Genomic DNA, 17071 nt, shown 5'->3' on the forward strand with positions numbered 1-17071 from the left:
TAATCGGTATCGGGCTCGAATCGTCGTCCGGTGTTTCGACGTGAGAATTTTCGGCTGGAGCTGCAGTGAGCGCGATCCCGGCGGGCGCCACGCGAACGCGGGTGCGCAGCGCCTGCTCCGCGCCGGGGTGTTGCCATCACCGCGAGCCGTCGTCGTGCGGTTCAGCAATCCTATGTCTCGAGAGACAGGCGGTCGGCGAGCTCACGGCGAGCGTTCGCGCAGGCGTCGCGCGAGCGCGGACCGGTCGGCGAGGAACCACACGCTGTCGCCGCGGTTGGACTCGCGCACGTAGTCGCGCAGCGCCTCGCTGTCGGCGAGGGCGGGCTCGAGGTCGCCGAGGACGACCATGCGGAGGCGGTAGTTGACGAACTTCTGCGCGAACTCGCCGGCGATCCGGGTGCGCAGGCGCAGGAATTCGGGGTGCAGGCGGGCGAGCGGGACGACGACCGTGTCGGCGCCGGCGCCGAGAGCGTCGCCGATCAGCTGGGCGGCGTCGGCGGTGCCGAGGACCGGCCCGACGTCCGCCAGCACGAGCAGGGTGGCGCCCTCGAGCCGGACGATCTGCGAGGAGGTCATGGGCTCGACTATGGCCCGGGCGCAGGCCGCTGTCGTGCTCGAAGCGCGGATGAAATCGCGCGCCGCTCGTACCTCGGTCGGACATCGCGCCGGGGCGCGGCGCGGTGCGGTTATCGTCGATGCATGCGTCGGGTCGTCCTCGCGGGGGTGGTGGTGCTGACCGGTTGCGCCGCGCGGCCCTCGTCGGACGAGGCGACGGCCGCGGACGCGACGACAGACAGCGAGACCACGGGCGAGGCGAGCGCGACGGAGGCGGTCGAGCCGACGACGACCTCGGCCCCGGGCGGGCCGCACATCCCCGAGGGGCTGTTCATGTGCCTCGACACCGAGCTGTGCGCCCGCTGGGACTGCGCGGGCGGCTGCGAGACGCCGGGTCCCGAGGCCATGTGCGTGCTGAGTGCCCTGTACGAGCGGACCTTCGGGGCGGTCGAGGTGGTGCGCTGCGACGGCGACTGCGCGCTGCACCGCATGATCCCCCGCGCCCTCGGGACCGACGGCGTGCGCTGGCAGTGGCGCTCGCAGACCAATCCGCCCGGGTACGCGGAGATCGTCGACTGCGTGCTGCGGCCGCCCGAGTTCTTCGAGTCGTGCCTGCTCGCCTTCACGCCGGAGTGCGCCGATCCGGCGGCGTGGGTCGAGGATTGCTCGCCGAGCCTCGAGGTCTGCTTCGACTGAGTTGTTTTGGACATGTTTTTTAAGACATGTCCTCCAGGGCATTCAGATGAGCTTGACGTGGACGGACCAGGAGAACGAGGGCCGGCCGTCGGGCAGGGCGGTGGACATTTCGAGGGCGACGGTGGCGTTCGCCGGGGCGCCGATCAGCCAGCAGGGGTAGATCTTGCTGCCGAACGGCGAGTCGGGGACGAGGTAGCGGCGCAGCTCGGCGAGGGTGACGGGCTCGGCGTCGGCGGCGGGCGGCGGCCAGCGGGTGCCCAGGGCCTGGGCGACGGGGCCCATGCCGCCGAGGGCGGCGAGGACCGGCGCGAGGGCGGCGAGCAGCTCGTCGAGGCTGGCGAGGTCCTCGCGGCGGAGGGTCATGCCGGTGATCTGGCCGTTCCACGCGCGGAACTGCAGCTCGCCGAGGCCGGAGGCGGACAGGTCACGCGTGAGGCGCTCGGCCAGCGGGTCGAAGCGCAGCTCGGGCCGGCGCCGGTGCAGCTCGGCCAGCGACTCGCGCTGGAGCTCGCGCACCTCGGCGAGCAGGACGCCCTCCCGGTCGGGGACGACGAGCCGGGCGCCGGACGGCGGCGGCGCGGCGGGGCGCGGCGAGGCCGGGGCGGCGCCGTCGCGGGCGGCCTCGAGGGCGTGCAGGGACGCGAGGTCGAAGGCCGGGGCGCCGCCGGGGGGCCGCTGCGAGGCGCCCGGCGCCGGCTCGGGCTCGTGGTCCCAGCCCTCGTCGATGCCGTTCAGCGGGTCGAGGAACAGCGACAGCGGCTCCCGCTGCGGGACGTGCTGCAGGACGGGCAGCGGGTGGAGCTCGAGCTTGGGGGCGAACAGGGAGCGGAGCCAGCCGGTGAAGCCGCGCGCGGCCGGCCGGGTGGGCGGCCGGGCCTCGGGGAGGCCGCCGTAGCGGCGCTGCAGCTGCTCGCGCAGGGCCTCGGCGGACAGCGGCGGGGCGATGCCGAAGCTGGTGGTGCAGCGGCCGTCGCCGGCGATCTTGATCTCGATCGAGGTGAGGCGATTGCCGCTGTCGTAACGCGAGAGGACGTCGAGCAGCCGGCGCGTCTCCTCGGTGAAGTGCTTGAGGCGGAACACGTGCTGCTGGCCCGCGAGCTCGTGGACAAGCAGCCCGGCGCGCACGTGTTCGCCGGGCTGCGGGAAGTGAGCCGCGAACACCAGCGCCTGGAGCCTGGCGCTGAGCGGGATGACCTGCAGCAGCTGGACGGCGATCTGCTGGGTGAGCGGCAGCAGGACGGCCTCGTGGTCGAAGGTCTGGCGCCTCGGCCTGGCAGGCCTGGCGGCAGGCTTGGCGGCAGGTGGCGCGCCGATGCCGTGCTGCTCGGCGAGCAACTTATTGAAGTTCTCGGGCGAGACGCGCGGCGGGGCCTCCTCGTGCGCGTGGTCGGGTCCGGCGATCTCGCCGGGCGCGGTGCCCCTGAGCCAGGCGACGTGCCGGGCGAGGTCGACCTCGAGCCACGGGCACGGATTGGTGGGACCCTCGTAGTAGTCGACGACGCAGATGTCGCGCCACACGCGGGCGCCGCTCGAGGTGTCGCGCAGGACGAGGCCCATCGCCTCGAGCTCGGCCGCGAGGTCGCGCGCGCCCATGTCCATGAAGGCGACGGCGAGCAGGTGCTCGTCGCGCCACGACGGCGACCAGTTGGCCTGGACCCGGGCGACGCCGTCGGGCGCGACCGCGGCGAGGCGATCGACGCGGACGATCAACGTGGTGAACTGAATGAGGACAGCCATGCGGGGGGTCCGGGGTCTGTACCACAGACCTCCGGACGCCGCATTCGCGCGATGGTGTCGTCGATGTGCCCCGTGAGGGGGCCGCCGGACCGCTCAGTTCAACACGACGGGGATGTCGGAGTCGCGGATGAGGTCACTGGCGGTGATCTCGGGGGCGGCGCGCTCGTTCTCCCACTCGAGCAGGCCGAGCGCGGCGTAGTGCGGGCGCACGCGGTCGGTGAGCAGGCCGATCCGCTTGAGGTTGGGGACCAGCCGGCGGAACATGGTCTTGCGGAAGTTCTGCATGTACGCCGAGCTGAGGATGAGCTCGTCCCACTGCTTGCGCGTCATCGCGTGGGCGTAGTACTCGTCGTAAAACTCGTGGGCGAGGAAGCGGTTGCGCATCAGCACCGCGACCTCGAAGGCCCAGTCCTCGCGCTCGCGGCGGTCGGGCTCGGGCAACTGATGATAGAAGTCGCGCAGCGACAGCACGCCGTAATGCACGTGGCGCGCCTCGTCGGTGATGACGTACTTCAGCAGCTCGCGCAGCAGCGGCTCGCGGCTGGTCTGCCGCAGGGTGCCGAAGGCGGCCAGCGCCAGGCCCTCGACCATGATCTGCATGCCGAGGAACTTGAGGTCCCAGCGGCCGTCGGTCATCAGCGCGTCGATGAGGGTGAACAGGTTGTCGTTGACGGTGTAGAGCTTGCCGAGCTTGTCGTTGAGGTAGCGGTAGAAGACCTCGACGTGGCGGCCCTCGTCGACCACCTGGGTGCTGCCGTAGAGCTTGCCGTCGACCCAGTGCACCGCCTCGGTGACCTGACAGGCGGCGAACAGCGCGCCCTGTTCGCCGTGCAGGAACTGCGACAGCATCCACGCCAGCAGGGCGTGGCGCTGGATCTGCTGGCCGCGCTCGTCGAGCTTGCGGTAGGCGGGGATGCTCGGCAGCGGCGACAGCTGCTCGGGGAACAGCTCGCGGCGCGTGTCGAACGGGTCGACGTCGATCGACCAATCGAGGTCGGTGGTGGCGTTCCACTGCGAGGTCTTGGCGACCTCGTACAGCCGCGCCATCTCGGGCTGGGTGCGCTGATACGTCCAGTCGAAGTGGGCCTTGTGATTGGCCTGCATCTCGCTGGTGGCGCTGCGCCCCCCGTGCAGGACGAGGCCGCGAATGGCAGGACCCAACAGATTGAGGGCGACCTTGACGTTGCCGCTGCGTAGGACCTTCTGCAGGACCGAACTCGGGTTGTAGGCGCTGGCTTGGTTGAGGAGCTCCTTGACGTGCATCATTGTTCTCCGCTGTTGCTCGGGCCCGGGAAGAACAGCGCGCGGGCGAGCTCCCGCGCGTGGTCGTCGTCGCCCCACAGGGCGGTCTTGAACTCGCGCGCCGAGGTGCGCAGCACCAGGTCGCTGGCGATCTGCAGGATGGCCGCGCGCACCGGCAGCCTGGGGCGGATCTCTCGCCGACCCTCGATGCGGGCGAACCGCTCGCACAGGTCGAGCAGCGGCACGACCTGCTCGAGCAGGACGACGCGCCCGGGGCCCTGACCGTCGAGCAATTCCCACACGAGGATCCGCGCCAGCTCGGGGTGCTCCTCGAGGAAGCGGGTGTACGTGGCGATGATCGCGTCGAAGCGCTCGGAGAAGCTCGAGGGCTGCAACATCGCCTCGGTCAGCGCGGCGCCCAGGCGCTGGAAGGTGCGCCGCACGACCGCGTTGTAGAGCAGCTCCTTGGACGGGAAGTGATAGAGGAGCGACGGCCGGCGGATGCCCGCGGCGGCGGCGATGTCCTCGAGCCGCGCGGCGCGGAATCCGTGCTGCGAGAACACGGCGTCCGCGGCGTCGAGCAGGCGCTCGGGTGTGGCCGTGGTGACGCTCCCTGCCGCAGGTCGGCCCATCGGCCGGAACCATATCTACTCCCGAGTAGATTTGCAAGCGTGCTTGTCGGGGCTGCTGTTCGCGATCACGCTTGCCGGCGAATCGGAGGAACGGCCATGCGCGGAACGAGGATTCAGGCGCTCGCGGCGGTGCTGTCGGGCCTGCTGGCGGGCTGTGGCGACTCGGCGGCGAGCAAGAAGGCGGCCGAGGAGACGAAGGAGGCGCTCGACGCCGCGGGCAAGGCGGCCAAGGCGGCCGGCGAGAAGGTGCGGAGCGGGGCCGAGCGGGCCGTCGGCGTGATCGAGTCGGGGGCGAAGGTGGCCGGCGAGAAGATCGAGGACGGGGCCGAGGACGTGGCGGCGGCGGTCAAGCACGGGGCCGAGAAGGTCGAGGCAGGAGCCCGCGACGCGGTGGCGAAGGGCAAGGCCGAGCTGAACGAGATCAAGGAGGCCGCCGACGCGAAGGCAGAGGCCGCGCGGGCAGAGGCCGAGCGCAAGGCCGCGGAGGCCGAGAAGAAGTAGTGGGACGGATCCGCAACTGGATCGCGGAGCTCCTGGCCCTCAACGGCACCCCGCAAGGGGTCGCCGGAGGGTTCGCGCTCGGGGTCGGCCTGTCGCTGATCCCGATCCCGTTCGCGGGCATGCTGCTCGCGCTGGCGCTGGCGCCGGTGCTCAAGCTCAACATCCCGGCGACGTACCTCGGCACGGCGGTGGTGAACCCGGTCACCGGCGTGGTGTTCTACGCTGGCGAGTTGTACCTGGGATTGTCGCTGATGGGCCGTCCGCTGCCGTCGTGGGCCGAGTTGACGGCGCTCGACGCCCGCGGCTGGTGGGACATGTTCACGGGCATGCTCGGGCCGTTCGCGCTCGGCGCGGCGGTGATGATCCCGACGCTCGCGGGGCTCAGCTACGTGATCGTGTATCTGGCCGTGCGCGCGTGGCGGGGCAGCCACGAGGCGGCCAAGGTCGACTGAGGTCGCGAGGGGGAGCGCATCGGTATTTTGCATTGAGCCGCCCGCACCCTCGGGCCGCAAGGCCGAGAGCGGGCCACTGAAGCCGTGTTGCGATTCAGAAGGTGCTGCGGGCGCGGCGAACACGAGCGCGCGCGACGACGAGGAGCGCGCCGCGCTGGTGGCGGATCTGATCTGTCTCGAAGGCCAGGTTGACTGATTTTCGCGCGGCGCACCAGCGCGCCGCGCTGGCCCCGGCCGCGGGGCGCGAGCGGGCCGAGGTCGGGCCGGCGTGGGTGGAAGGGGGGCGCTGTCGCCGGTGGCTGGCGCGCCGCCGGTACTGGCTATCGTGTCGGGTCGCAGGCGCGGCCGTAGGGGCGCGCGGCTGCGAGCTGTTCCAAAGGACATATCATGCACACCGAACGCGCCACCCCCCACTACGGCCGCCTGTCCGCGACGGACGCGGCCCTCCTCCTCATCGACCACCAGTCGGGCCTGGCCTCGCTGGTCCGCGACCAGCGGCCGGAGGAATTCTGCAACAACCTGCTCGCGCTGGCCGACACCGCCAAGCTGATGAAGCTCCCGGTGGTCCTGACGACCAGCTTCGACACCGGCCCCAACGGACCGCTCTTGCCCGAGATCCGCGAGCGCTTCCCCAAGGCGCCGCTGATCCGCCGGCCAGGCGAGATCAACGCGTGGGATAACCCGAAATTCGTCGAGGCGGTCGAGAAGACCAAGCGCAAGCAGCTCATCCTCGCCGGGATCACCACCGACGTGTGCGTCGCGTTCGTGGCCCTGTCGGCGCTGCAGGCCGGCTATCAGGTGTTCGTGGCGGTCGACGCCTCCGGCTCGATGAGCCACATGGCGACCCACACCGCGCTGGCCCGGGTCGCCCGCGCCGGCGCGGAGGTGGTGACGTGGTTCGTGGTCGTGTCGGAGCTGATGCGCGACTGGCGGAACGACAAGCCGGGGCTCACCAAGCTGATGCGCGAGCACGTGCCGACCTACAGCAACCTGATCGCCAGCCACGAGGCGAAGGCCAAGTGAGGCGCGTCCCGGGGGCACCTGTCCCCCGGGACAGACGGTCTGCTCAGCCGCGCGGCCAGCTGTCGGAGGCGCCGGCGATCGGGTAGCGATCGCCGCTGCCCTCGTACTCGGCTCGCAGCGGCTCGAGCAGGTCCCTGACGACGGTCCGCAGGGTGTCCATCACGCCGATGCCCTCGGTGGCGACGGCCTCGATCGTCGGCAGGGCGTTGGGGTTGATGGCCTCGTTGAGCGCGTCGAGGGTGGAGAGGATGATCGGCTGCGAATGCATCGACTCCGGCGGCGGCGCGGCGAACCCCTCGACCAGGTCGCGCTTGTTGTACTGCAGCACCATCGGCATGACGGCGCTGTCGACCCCGACGTCGTCGAGCAAGGACAACAGGAGCTGCATCGACTCGATGTTCTCCTCGAACCGTACCAGCTCGCCGCCCTCCTCCTGGGTGTCGGCGACGAACACGACCGCGTCGACGCCCCTGAGCACGAGCCTGCGCGACACCGGGCTCAGCACCAGCCCCGGGACGGTGACCAGGTGGAGCCGCACGCGGTAGCGGCCGTCGAGCAGCGGCAAGGTGTCGGGCGCGAAGTCGAACGACAACATCGGCTCGAGGTCGCCCGCGATCTCGTCGAGCCGCCCCCGCAGCTCCGGCCGCGTCTTGCGGTGGATCGTGCGGATGTTCGTCGACTTGCCGGCCAGCGCAGGCCCGAAGTAGACGACCTTGACGCCGATCTCGCCGGCTTTGGTGTTGATGATGGACACCCTGGTAACCCGGAATTGTCCCGAATCCAGGCGATAGAAACAAGGGGCTGCGGACGACGGGCGCGCAGGCGGCGCCGTCCTGACACGAGGTCGGCCAGCGCGGACTTCCGCGGTGGCAGGATCCGGGCCGGCGATGGTCGACCCGGAGCGAGGCGCGAGGGTCGACGACACACCATTGCTGCTGGCGTCATTGCCTGATCCGACTCGTCGCGGACACTCCGAGCATTCGCCGTCTCAGTGCGGATCGAGCCCGGCGAAGGCCGGCCAGATCGCCTCGTACCACGCGGCGTGACCGGCGGCGGACGGGTGGAAGCCGTCGGCCGCGAAGTACTCGGCGTGCTCGTCGAGGCGGGTGGCGCCGAACAGGTCGACGAGCGCGTAGCCGTGGTCGACCGCCAGCCGGCGGACGCGCTCGTTGTAGGCGACGATCCGTTCCTCGATCTGGGCGCGGGCGATCCCGAGGAAGCGCTCGGCGAGCGCCGCGGCTGGCGCATGGGACAGGTTGGGCAGGGTGCCGACGACGACCGGGCAGCGGGCGCGGTCGAGGCGGTCGGCGATCGCCTCGAGGTTGCGGCCGTAGTGCGAGGGCGTCACGCCGCGCCACAGATCGTTGCCGCCGATGAACAGCGAGCAGACGGTCGGTCGGGCGCCGAGAGCGGCGTCGACCTGGTCGGCGCGCAAGGTCTCGGTGGTCGCGCCCTTGCGCGCGAGGTTCAACAGCCGCGCCGAGGCGTCGCGCTGCTGCAGGCGCGCGTACACGCGGTCGACGTAGCCCGCGCCGGCGGGTACGCCGAAGCCCGCGCCTGCCGAGTCTCCGAGGGCGACGTAATGGGTGGGCACGAAGCGCCAGGGTAGGTCCTCGCGGCGGCGGTGCAAGCGGCGCGGCGCCGCGACGCCGCGACGCCGCGGCCGGCGCGTGGCGGGGCGGGCGCGGGCGCGGCGGCGAGGGTCAGAGCTGCTTGCCGATCGCGAGCAGCTGTTGGCGCAGCCACTGATGGGCGGGGTCGAGGTGGCGACGCTCGTGCCAGTAGAGGTGCATGGCGAACCGTGGGATCGCCAGCGGCGGCTCGTGGATCGTCAGCGGCAGGTGGGTGGCGAAGGCGCGGGCGACCCGCTCGGCGAGGGTGATCACGAGGTCGGAGCCGGCGATCGCGTACGGCGCGACGAGGAAGTGCTGGACCATCAGCGCGACGCGGCGCGACAGGCCGCGCTCGGCGAGCAGGTCGTCGACGACGCCGCCGGGGATCCCCCGCGGGGCGATGAAGGCGTGCGGCAGGGCGACGAAGGTGGCGAGGTCGAGCTTCTTGCCGATCCGCGGGTGGTCCCGCCGGGCGACGCAGACGAAGCGCTCGCGGAACAGCCGGCGCTCGCGGAGGGCGGCGCCGACGTGCGGGCCGATCGGGTCGCCGCGAGGGAGGCTGCGGTCGGGAGCGACGAGGACGTCGAGCTCGTCGAGCCGCTCGAGCGGCCGTTCGAGGGGGAAGTCGCGCGCGACGAGGTCGACGTGCGGGGCGATCTCGGCGAGGCGCGCCAGCAATGGCGGCAGGAGGATGAACTGCGCGTAATCGGCGAGCCCGAGCACGAACCTCCGCCGCGCGGTGGCCGGGTCGAACGCGGGCGGCGGGGCGAGCACGGTCCGCAACGAGGCCAGCGCGTCGGCGAGGCGCGGGGCGAGGGCCTCGGCCCGCGCGGTGGGCACGAGCGTCTGGCCGTCGCGCACGAGCAGCGGGTCGCCGAGCAGCCGCCGCAAGCGGGCGAGCGCGTGGCTGGTGGCCGAGGGCGACAGGCCGACCCGCCCGGCCGCGCGGGCGACGTGCCGCTCGGCGAGCAGCGCCTCGAGCACGACGAGCAGGTTGAGGTCGAGCGCGGCGAGGTTCGGTTCGTCGTGCATGCCATGCATGACGCGAGTGTACATGCTGCACTGGGCGCATGTCGCGGCGGGCGTTAGCTTGAGCGGCGGAGGCAACGAGCATGTACGTCATCAGCGGAGTCACGGGTCACACGGGCAAGGTCGCGGCGGAGACGCTGCTCTCGCGGGGGGAGGCGGTCCGGGTCGTGGTGCGCGAGGCGGCGAAGGGGGCGGCGTGGGCGGCCCGCGGGGCCGAGGTGGCGGTCGCCGATCTCGGCGACGCAGAGGCGCTGGCGCGGGCGTTCGCCGGGGCGAAGGGCGCCTACGTGCTGCTGCCGCCGAACCTGGCGGCGCCGGACGTGTTCGGCTGGCAGGCGGGGCTGCTCGCGGCGTTCCGGGCGGCGGCGGAGGCGGCCGCGCTGCCGCACCTGGTGTTCCTGTCGTCGATCGGCGCGAGCCAGCCGTCCGGGACCGGGCCGATCGTCGGGGTCCACCGCGGCGAGCAGGCGCTGCGCGGGCTGTCGCGCACGCGGGCGACGTTCCTGCGCCCGGGGTACTTCCACGAGAACGTGGCGGCGTCGCTGGGCAGCCTCGCCGAGGGCAAGCTCGTGACGTTCTTCCCGCCCGAATTCCCGCTGCCCTCGGCGGCGACGCGCGACATCGGAGCCCTGGGGGCGACGCTGCTCCTCGAGGGTCCGACCGAGGACGGGGCGGTGGTCGAGCTCGGCTCGCCGGTGACGCCGAACGAGACCGCCGACGCGATCGGCCGGATCACCGGACGCCGGCCGGCGCTCGTCGCCCTGCCGGCGACGGAGCAGGCGGCGACGCTGCGCGGCCTCGGGGTGCCGCCGCCGGTCGCGGCGCTGTTCCAGGAGATGACGACGGGCTTCATCGCCGGGCGCATCGCCTGGGAGCCCGGACGGCGCCACGTGCCGTCGCAGACGTCGATCGAGGAGGTGCTGCGCGGGCTGCTGTCTCAAGCCGGCCCGCCGCGCGCGCAGTCGTAGCCCGATGCCCGGGCGCGGTGAGCGGCCGAGTGGCTCGCGGCGGCGATCCGCGCTACATGGGCGTCGTCATGTTCGCCGTCATCTACCGCTGGAAGCTGATCCCCGGGCGCGAGCAACAATTCGAGGAGGGCTGGCGCGCCGGCACCCGGGCGATCGCGGAGGAGTTCGGCGGCTGGGGCTCACGGCTGCACCGCGGCGAGGACGGCGTGGTCGTCGCGTACGCGCAGTGGCCCGATCGCGCCACGTGGGAACGTGCGATGCAGTCGCGGATGCACCACTCCGACGACGAGGCCCGCGCCAAGTATCGCGGCGCGTTCGAGCCCGACAGCTTCGAGACCCTGTTCGCCGGCGAGGTGACGGCCGACCTGCTCGAGCTCCGCCGCGCCGGCAGCGACGCGTGAGCCGAGCGCGGCGGGACGCAGTTGTTCGCGGCGAGGGCGAGCGGTAAGGTGCTTCGCGCATGACGACGCAGGGACAGGTCAAGGATCTCATCTGCCAGTTGCTCAGCCTCTTCCAGCAGCTCGATGCTCTTTTTGCCGGTGCACGCAACGGCTTCGCCGGCCTGACGGACCGCGTGGTGGCGTCCGCCGGAGTATTGGGGGCCCTGACGGACAACGGCTTCTCGACGGCCCTGGGCCCGCCTACTTTCATGAATGTCGGATCGGCGGGCTCATCGGGTTATGTTCTGATCGATGACATCGATGAAGCGTCGTACATCGGGGTCGTCAAGGCGAACTACGGCGAGGGGTTGCAGGGGATCTACTTGTTCCGCAGCGGGACCATCACGATAGGCCCGGACGGGAGGGCGATTCCCGAGCCCGTTCTCGGGCAGAATATCGTTGGAGCGAGCTTGAGCGCGATCGTTGCTGCATGGGGCGAAGCGGTTGATTCCGACCCCAGAGCGCAGCTCCTGATGGTGATCGCCCCGTCCTGAGGCTGGCGCCGACTGCCGCGCGTGCGAGGCCGTATCACACCACGCCGATCTGCTCCGCGAGCACGTGTGAGAAGCGCAGCAGCGGGCCGAGCGTGACAGTGGGGTCGGCGGTGATCGCCAGCGTCGAGATCGTTCGCACCGCGAGGGCGGCGTCGACGACGGCGGGCTGCGGCGTCGGCGGGCCGGCGAAGATCGTCAGCCCGGCGCGCAGGCGCGGGCCCGGCAGCACGAGCGGCGGCGCGGGCGGCTCGATGCGGACCAACTGCAGGGTCGCGTGGGCCGCGTCGCCGTCGCGCAGCCGCGTCCCGCTGCGGAGCGCGGCGAGGAGCTGCTCCGGCGAGGCGTCGGGGCGGACGTCGAGCTGCACCCAGCGCACGCCGTCGGCCTGGACGTCGCCGCAGGCGATCCGCAGGCCCGGCTCCGCGAGGAATTCGGCGAGCGCACGCTCGAGCAGCGTGGGCGTGGCCGTGAGGGCGCGCAGGGTGGCGACGCACAGCAGCGCCATCTCGGCGGCAGGCACCTCGGCCGGGTCGTCGGCGAGTCGGCGGGCGCGGGCGAGCAGGTGCTCGACGTCGCAGGGCTGCTGCACGCCGGTATGGGCGGGGAAGCGGGGGGCGTCGGGCGCGGGCGTCGGGAGCGGCCACAGCTCGTAGAGCGGCGCGTCCACTGGCAGTTCGTCGTCGTCGGCGGCGAACAGCCGCCCGACCACGCCGGCGCGGGGGACGGTCAGCTCGGCGACGACCTTGCCGATGTCGACCTCGAGGATGGGCTCGTCCGCCTTGACGACGTCGCCGGTGCGACGGAGGAAGCGGACCCGCCCCGAAGCGTCCTGGTCGAGCGCGGGCAAGCGGACGAGCAGCGGTCGGTCCTCAGGGTCCTGCGTCATGTCGTTGCTCCGCTGGTTCGAGCGCGCGGGCGACCTCCGGCAGGATGTCCTCCGCGGCGCCGGGGAGGTGGTGCACGCGCACGGCCGCGGCCAGGCGCGACGGCCGACGCTTCAGCTCGACGATCCGCGCCCCGGCCCGCGCGGCGATCAGCGGCAGCTCGCGCGCGGGCGAGACGTCCATGGCGCAGCCGATCACGAGCAGCAGGTCGGCGGCAGTCACCTGCGCCCGCGCGGCTGCCATCATCGCGGCGGGGACCTGCTCGCCGAACAGCACGACGTCCGGCCGGAGCACGCCGCCGCAGTCGCAGCGCGGCGGCAGCGGGCGGTCCGCGGCCGCGAGGGCCTGCGCCGTCGCCTCGCCCGGGCGCCCGCAGCCGAGGCAACGCGTCTGCGACAGGCTCCCGTGCAGCTCGATCACCGGCGTCGCTCGCCCGGCGGCGGCCGCCGCCGCCTGGTGCAGCTCGTCGACGTTCTGGGTGACGATCGCCGCGAGGCCGGGCAGGCGCGCGAGGGCGTGATGGCCGGCGTTGGCGAGGTGCGGCACGTCGCCCCAGAACGCGCGGATCACCGACCACAGCGTCGAGGGATCTTCGCGGAAGCGGGCGATGCTGACCGCGTCGTCTCGCGGGAATTGTTGCCACAATTGCTTGCGGGTCTGCAGCCCGCTCGCGGCAGACATGCCGGCGCCGGTCAGCGCGACGATTCTTGTTGAGGTGCGGAGCGCCGCGGTCAGCTCGGCGATCGACCAGGTCACGCGCCCGCGCGCGGCAGGAGGGCCCATCGGCGGCTCCACGGGTTCGCGCGGGGACGGCAGCGGGGTGGCGCAGCGCGACCACGAGAGCGCCGCTCCGGCGTCGTCGAGCTCCCGCGCCTGCTGGAACGCCTGCAGCCATTGCAGGTCGTCGAGCGGGGGCGAGGCGTCGGCCGCTGTCGCCGCGGCGAAGTGGGCTCGCGCCGCCGCCGGCTGCCCGCGCTGCACGAGGTTGACCGCCAGGGCCGCGTGCGCCGCGGCGTCGCGCGGAGCGAGCGCGAGGGCTCGCCGGTAACGCGAAGCGGCTCGCTCGAGGTTACCGCGCAGGTGGTCGATCGATCCCAACAGCACCCATGCGCGCGGATCGGCGGGCGCCGCAGCGACGGCGGCCTCGGCGGCCTCCGTTGCCTCCGCCAGCTCGCCCCGGCGGCGCGCGGCCGCGGCCTGCTCGATCGCCGAGCCCTGCATCCCGCGAGTGTCGCCGCGGAGCGTCGCGCGCACAAGCGTGACGACGAGGGTGGCGGCGTGCTCGGTCCCGACGAGGTTCGGCCGACCAGGGCCCGGTGACATCGTGCGGGGGCCGCGGCACGGGGGGCCGCCTCCGCGCATCTGTCCGTAAGGACATGGAGCTCGCCGCGACGTACAGGGCGTCGGAGGCGATGGGGGTCCGAAGCGGGGCCGCGAGGTTCGGGGAGCCGATCGTCGGATCGCAGGGGTCTGGTCTTCGAGACAGGTCCGCGGACGGGCACGCGGCCTGCGAATTGCGGGGTGAGCGAGAGCGCCGAGCGCCCCGCGGACGGAGCGCTCGGCGCAGGGCGCTCAGCCGTGATGGCTGGTGCCGGCCTTGACCTTGCTCTTCGTCTTCATCGGGACCTCCTCCGGAGCCGAATATGACTCGCACCGCGGCGGCCGACGAGGACCACCTTTGCGCGGGCGCGCCGTCGCTTGAAATCGCCACTGCGGCGCGGAGACGTGCTCGCGCGGCAAAGAGGTCGGCGCGAAGCCGTCGGGCGGGGCGAGGATGTCTTTTCGGCCAGGTTCCGGGGAAGCCGGGCTCACGGGGCCGGCGAGGCCTCGCCGTAGAGCAGCTCGAGCGTCTGCGGCGGGTCGGTCGCGGGCGCGCCCGCCAGGGTGACGACGAACAGCCGATCGTAGGCGTCGTCGGGCAGCATGCGCTGGCCGTTGGATTCGACGGTGTCGCGGACCTGCCCGCCGAGCGCCTCGACGATCGCGGGCACGGTGTTCGAGTGGGCGGCGACGACGGCGATGGCTCCGGTCGGGAGGGCGCGGAGCGCCATCACCAGCTCCTGCGGCGCATCCGCGGGTAATGCGACGACCGCGAGCCCGGTCGCGCCGGCGAGCGGTGCCAGGGTCGCCCGGGTGCGCCGGTACTCGCTGGCGAACAGGTGCGTCACGCCGGCGCGGGCGAGCAGGGCGGCCAGGGCCCGGGCTCGCGCCTCACCGGCGGGGCTGAGGCCGGGGTCGCGCGGGTCGTCGGTCGCCTTTTCGCCGTGGCGCACGAGGATCACGGTCACCCGCGGGGCGGCGACCTCGGGCTCGTCGCCGGCCGTGGGTGCCTGCGGGGGCGCGGCCGGCTTGCAGGCGGTGAGGGTCAGCGCGAGCAGGCTCGCCAGGCCCAGCCGGGCGTACAGGCGAAACAACGGTGAGGTGGCGGAGCGAGGGCGGGGGCCGGGCATGGCGAGTGTGTCGATTCGGATCCGTCCACGAGGGCGGAGGTTTCGCGGGGGCGTGTGCGAGTGAGATCGGTTCAGCCGCAGTCCCAGGTGATGCTCTCGCAGGTGAGCACGCGGCCGCCGTCGTCGGCGGCGCAGGTGCCGGCGTCCTCGCAGGCGAAGCTGCCCCACTGCGCGTCGGTGCCCGGCGGGATGCAGTCGCACGAGTCGTCGCCGTCGCACGCGGCCGGCAGCGGCACGCAGGTCGAGCAATCGTGGGGGCCGCCGACGATGCACAGCTCGTCGGCCTGGCAGGTGCCGCCGTTCGCCCCGCAGGGGAACGACTCGCCGGCCGTGTCGATCGTCTCGTCGCGCCCGGGCGGGCAAGCGGTCAACAGCAAGCAGACGAGCCAGCGCGCGCGGACGGTGGGCATGGTGACCCCGACGATACAACCTCGGAGGTCGTTCGGGGCGCGCTTTTGGGCCGGGGCGGCGAGGCTCCGCCGTGACGCGAGGGGACGGACGCCGGCGCACGGGCGAAGCCGTCACCGGCGGCGAGATCCTGGATGCTTCGGGGGACGCTCGCTCGCCGGCCGGGCATTCGCGCGGCATATGTGTGAGATGTCTCTTCGGGCAGGTGCATGAAGGGCGTCGTCATCTGTCGTCCGGCGCGGCGAAGCGGGCGAGGATGGCGGGCGGGTCGCGCACGGCGATGACGACGAGCTCGTCGTCCGCGGCGACGGCGAGCCGTTCGGCGGCGGGGCTGAACGCGGCGGCGAGGATCGAGGCGTCGACGCGGAACCACCGCTGCTCGCCGTCGCTGACCACGCCGGTGCCGTGGAGGATGCGAAACCGCCGCTGCGGCGTCAGGCCGAGCGCGGTCGCCATCTCGCCGGCGCTGGCCTCGTCGCGCACGTCGGGCGCGTCGGCCGAGAGGCTCACGACGGGGGCCTCGTCGTCGGCGTGCGACTCCATCACCGGATCGAGCTGGGGGACGCCGGTGTCGAGATCGAGGACCGCGGTGGATTGGTCCTCGCCGACCCACGCGAAGCGGCCGTCTCGTGTGGTGGCGAGCACGGCGGGGCGATCGCCGCCCCAGCGCAGGGCGCCCGACACGGGCTCGCCGGCGACGCCGGTGACGAGCAGGTCCTCCGGCTGGTCGTGCTCGAGGTGGCGCTGCGGCAGATCGGCGGGGTAGGTGTCGAGGTATTCGCCGGTGGCGAGGTCGAGCACGGCGAGGCTGGCGCGACCCGCCTTCGCGTCCCAGTATTCGTCCTGGTCGAACCATTCCCATTCGTTGCCGATCCACGCCGGCATGCGCAGGCGCGAGCCGTGCACGCTGGCGGCGATCCGCCCGCACGAGGGGAAGCGCGCGAGGACGTCGCCGGCGGTGGTGACGAGCCAGGAGCCGTGGGGTCGCTGGACGAACAGCCGCTCGTCGTCGACGAAGACGAGGCCGACGACCCCGGCGCCGACGTCGTCGCGGAGGCGGCCGGGCGGGCCCATGAGGCGCACCGGCTGCGCGGGCGGGGCAGGCTCGGGCCACGGGCGCTCGAACGCGGGCGGTGACGCGGTCCACTGCACCAGTGATTCGAAGCGCTCCTGCACCCGGCGCTGGCCGTGCATCTCGATGATCGGCGGGACGCCGATCTCGAGCAGGCGGAGCTGCTGGTTGACCTCGAGCACGAAGGTGCGCCAGGCCTCGTTGAGGGGGCCGATCCACGGGTCGACCATCGCGGGGCCGAGGTCGGCCACGAACGGGCGCAGCCCCGGCGGCGGGACGGGGATGGTGCGCAGGAGCGCCAGGTCGACCAGGGCCGGGTCGGCGCCGACCCGGACGAGCGCGGCGACGAGCGCGGCAGGGCCGGTCGTGTCGAGCTCGTCGCAGGACTCGTCGTCCGGCAGCCAATGACAGGTGTCGCCGTCGAGCCAGGCCTGGCAGCGGGCGACGGCTCGCACCTGCTCGACCGACAGCCCCAGCGCCCGCGCGACGAGGGGCGCGAGCGCGGGGTGCAGCACGCCCGCGACCTCGATGTGGCCGTGACGCCGCCGGCGCACGTCGGCGGTGGTGCAGAGGACGCCGCAGCGCTCGCACGTGGTGCCTGCGTGCTCCGCTCCGGAGACGTCGCCGCAGGCGCAGCGGAAGTCGGTCAGGGGGCCGAAGATCTTCTGGCAGAAGATGCCGTCGCGGGCCGGCCGACGCCCGCTGCCCGACCAGCGGTGCAGGAGGTCGCCGCTGGTCACGCGCCCGTGCGAGCGCTCGTCGGCCGGCGCGGCGGGATCGAGGAGGCGCGCGCGGACCCATCGCAGATCGGCGAGGACATCGGAGGGGCGGAAGAACCGATCGTGGAGAGACATGGGCGCCGAGGATCGCGGGCG

19 protein-coding genes are annotated in these 17071 nt (G+C 72.9%); 7 read left to right on the top strand and 12 right to left on the bottom strand.

All coding sequences use genetic code 11. The annotated features are described in order from the left end of the window. Positions 1–201 precede the first annotated feature (201 nt). On the bottom strand, positions 202–576 hold the full coding sequence (locus K7C98_RS31865; protein ID WP_224195589.1) for a DUF4180 domain-containing protein: 375 nt from the start codon (positions 574–576) through the stop codon (positions 202–204). Between the two features lie 123 nt (positions 577–699). Between K7C98_RS31865 and K7C98_RS31870 the strand changes: the two genes are divergently transcribed. Further along, on the top strand, positions 700–1251 hold the full coding sequence (locus tag K7C98_RS31870; protein WP_224195590.1) for a hypothetical protein: 552 nt from the start codon (positions 700–702) through the stop codon (positions 1249–1251). A gap of 42 nt (positions 1252–1293) precedes the next feature. Here K7C98_RS31870 and K7C98_RS31875 read toward each other — a convergent pair whose 3' ends face one another. From K7C98_RS31875 to K7C98_RS31885, 3 genes are all read right to left on the bottom strand, one after another. Then, positions 1294–2988 carry a hypothetical protein gene (locus tag K7C98_RS31875; RefSeq protein ID WP_224195591.1) on the bottom strand — a complete coding sequence of 565 codons (1695 nt, stop codon included), beginning with the start codon at positions 2986–2988 and terminating at the stop codon, positions 1294–1296. A 93-nt stretch (positions 2989–3081) separates the two neighbouring features. Next, on the bottom strand, positions 3082–4251 hold the full coding sequence (locus K7C98_RS31880) for a ferritin-like domain-containing protein (RefSeq protein WP_224195592.1): 1170 nt from the start codon (positions 4249–4251) through the stop codon (positions 3082–3084). Further along, positions 4251–4862: a TetR/AcrR family transcriptional regulator gene (locus K7C98_RS31885; RefSeq protein WP_224195593.1), complete on the bottom strand. Its 612-nt coding sequence runs from the start codon at positions 4860–4862 to the stop codon at positions 4251–4253. The genes K7C98_RS31880 and K7C98_RS31885 overlap by 1 nt, the downstream gene beginning before the upstream one ends. Before the next feature lie 96 nt (positions 4863–4958). On the opposite strand from K7C98_RS31885, the gene K7C98_RS31890 reads away from it, so the two are divergent. The 3 genes from K7C98_RS31890 (at position 4959) to K7C98_RS31900 (ending at position 6838) form a co-directional block, all read left to right on the top strand. After that, positions 4959–5363, top strand: coding sequence for a hypothetical protein (locus K7C98_RS31890; protein ID WP_224195594.1), 405 nt, complete (start codon positions 4959–4961; stop codon positions 5361–5363). Then, on the top strand, positions 5363–5815 hold the full coding sequence (locus K7C98_RS31895; protein WP_224195595.1) for a DUF2062 domain-containing protein: 453 nt from the start codon (positions 5363–5365) through the stop codon (positions 5813–5815). Before K7C98_RS31890 ends, K7C98_RS31895 begins: the two co-directional genes overlap by 1 nt. 387 nt (positions 5816–6202) lie before the next feature. Further along, positions 6203–6838, top strand: coding sequence for a hydrolase (locus K7C98_RS31900; protein ID WP_224195596.1), 636 nt, complete (start codon positions 6203–6205; stop codon positions 6836–6838). 43 nt (positions 6839–6881) lie between these two features. On the opposite strand, the gene K7C98_RS31905 is transcribed toward K7C98_RS31900, so the two are convergent. From K7C98_RS31905 to K7C98_RS31915, 3 genes are all read right to left on the bottom strand, one after another. After that, positions 6882–7592, bottom strand: a complete 711-nt coding sequence (locus tag K7C98_RS31905) for a GTP-binding protein (RefSeq protein WP_224195597.1) — start codon at positions 7590–7592, stop codon at positions 6882–6884. Positions 7593–7826: 234 nt separating this feature from the next. Continuing rightward, a complete protein-coding gene (locus K7C98_RS31910; RefSeq protein ID WP_224195598.1) occupies positions 7827–8432 on the bottom strand; it encodes an SGNH/GDSL hydrolase family protein in 606 nt (201 codons plus the stop codon). 109 nt (positions 8433–8541) lie between these two features. Then, the gene (locus K7C98_RS31915) at positions 8542–9483 is read right to left on the bottom strand and encodes a LysR family transcriptional regulator (RefSeq protein ID WP_224195599.1); all 942 of its coding nucleotides are present in this window, start codon (positions 9481–9483) and stop codon (positions 8542–8544) included. 80 nt (positions 9484–9563) lie between these two features. Between K7C98_RS31915 and K7C98_RS31920 the strand changes: the two genes are divergently transcribed. From K7C98_RS31920 to K7C98_RS31930, 3 genes are read left to right on the top strand one after another with little or no spacing between them, the layout of a single operon-like run. Beyond that, a complete protein-coding gene (locus K7C98_RS31920) occupies positions 9564–10448 on the top strand; it encodes an NAD(P)H-binding protein (RefSeq protein ID WP_224195600.1) in 885 nt (294 codons plus the stop codon). 17 nt (positions 10449–10465) lie between these two features. Beyond that, positions 10466–10849 carry an antibiotic biosynthesis monooxygenase family protein gene (locus K7C98_RS31925; RefSeq protein WP_224195601.1) on the top strand — a complete coding sequence of 128 codons (384 nt, stop codon included), beginning with the start codon at positions 10466–10468 and terminating at the stop codon, positions 10847–10849. A gap of 59 nt (positions 10850–10908) precedes the next feature. Further along, positions 10909–11382, top strand: a complete 474-nt coding sequence (locus tag K7C98_RS31930) for a hypothetical protein (RefSeq protein ID WP_224195602.1) — start codon at positions 10909–10911, stop codon at positions 11380–11382. A gap of 34 nt (positions 11383–11416) precedes the next feature. On the opposite strand, the gene K7C98_RS31935 is transcribed toward K7C98_RS31930, so the two are convergent. From K7C98_RS31935 to K7C98_RS31955, 5 genes are all read right to left on the bottom strand, one after another. After that, the gene (locus K7C98_RS31935; RefSeq protein ID WP_224195603.1) at positions 11417–12268 is read right to left on the bottom strand and encodes a biotin/lipoyl-containing protein; all 852 of its coding nucleotides are present in this window, start codon (positions 12266–12268) and stop codon (positions 11417–11419) included. Beyond that, on the bottom strand, positions 12252–13589 hold the full coding sequence (locus K7C98_RS31940; protein WP_224195604.1) for an SIR2 family NAD-dependent protein deacylase: 1338 nt from the start codon (positions 13587–13589) through the stop codon (positions 12252–12254). Before K7C98_RS31940 ends, K7C98_RS31935 begins: the two co-directional genes overlap by 17 nt. A gap of 485 nt (positions 13590–14074) precedes the next feature. Continuing rightward, on the bottom strand, positions 14075–14680 hold the full coding sequence (locus K7C98_RS31945) for a histidine phosphatase family protein (protein WP_224195605.1): 606 nt from the start codon (positions 14678–14680) through the stop codon (positions 14075–14077). Between the two features lie 107 nt (positions 14681–14787). After that, positions 14788–15126, bottom strand: a complete 339-nt coding sequence (locus tag K7C98_RS31950; RefSeq protein ID WP_224195606.1) for a hypothetical protein — start codon at positions 15124–15126, stop codon at positions 14788–14790. 220 nt (positions 15127–15346) lie between these two features. Continuing rightward, positions 15347–17050: a hypothetical protein gene (locus tag K7C98_RS31955; protein WP_224195607.1), complete on the bottom strand. Its 1704-nt coding sequence runs from the start codon at positions 17048–17050 to the stop codon at positions 15347–15349. Between the last annotated feature and the right edge of the window lie 21 nt (positions 17051–17071).

The sequence above is a fragment of the Nannocystis pusilla genome, assembly GCF_020073745.1.
Lineage (GTDB): Bacteria > Myxococcota_A > Polyangia > Nannocystales > Nannocystaceae > Nannocystis > Nannocystis radixulma.

What these genes read in the sequence shown, in the direction of transcription:
- K7C98_RS31865 (WP_224195589.1), bottom strand. Translation starts at nt 576, where the DNA reads ATGACCTCCTCGCAGATCGTCCGGCTCGAGGGCGCCACCCTGCTCGTG.
- K7C98_RS31870 (WP_224195590.1), top strand. Translation starts at nt 700, where the DNA reads ATGCGTCGGGTCGTCCTCGCGGGGGTGGTGGTGCTGACCGGTTGCGCC.
- K7C98_RS31875 (WP_224195591.1), bottom strand. Translation starts at nt 2,988, where the DNA reads ATGGCTGTCCTCATTCAGTTCACCACGTTGATCGTCCGCGTCGATCGC.
- K7C98_RS31880 (WP_224195592.1), bottom strand. Translation starts at nt 4,251, where the DNA reads ATGCACGTCAAGGAGCTCCTCAACCAAGCCAGCGCCTACAACCCGAGT.
- K7C98_RS31885 (WP_224195593.1), bottom strand. Translation starts at nt 4,862, where the DNA reads ATGGGCCGACCTGCGGCAGGGAGCGTCACCACGGCCACACCCGAGCGC.
- K7C98_RS31890 (WP_224195594.1), top strand. Translation starts at nt 4,959, where the DNA reads ATGCGCGGAACGAGGATTCAGGCGCTCGCGGCGGTGCTGTCGGGCCTG.
- K7C98_RS31900 (WP_224195596.1), top strand. Translation starts at nt 6,203, where the DNA reads ATGCACACCGAACGCGCCACCCCCCACTACGGCCGCCTGTCCGCGACG.
- K7C98_RS31915 (WP_224195599.1), bottom strand. Translation starts at nt 9,483, where the DNA reads ATGCACGACGAACCGAACCTCGCCGCGCTCGACCTCAACCTGCTCGTC.
- K7C98_RS31920 (WP_224195600.1), top strand. Translation starts at nt 9,564, where the DNA reads ATGTACGTCATCAGCGGAGTCACGGGTCACACGGGCAAGGTCGCGGCG.
- K7C98_RS31930 (WP_224195602.1), top strand. Translation starts at nt 10,909, where the DNA reads ATGACGACGCAGGGACAGGTCAAGGATCTCATCTGCCAGTTGCTCAGC.
- K7C98_RS31935 (WP_224195603.1), bottom strand. Translation starts at nt 12,268, where the DNA reads ATGACGCAGGACCCTGAGGACCGACCGCTGCTCGTCCGCTTGCCCGCG.
- K7C98_RS31940 (WP_224195604.1), bottom strand. Translation starts at nt 13,589, where the DNA reads ATGTCACCGGGCCCTGGTCGGCCGAACCTCGTCGGGACCGAGCACGCC.
- K7C98_RS31950 (WP_224195606.1), bottom strand. Translation starts at nt 15,126, where the DNA reads ATGCCCACCGTCCGCGCGCGCTGGCTCGTCTGCTTGCTGTTGACCGCT.
- K7C98_RS31955 (WP_224195607.1), bottom strand. Translation starts at nt 17,050, where the DNA reads ATGTCTCTCCACGATCGGTTCTTCCGCCCCTCCGATGTCCTCGCCGAT.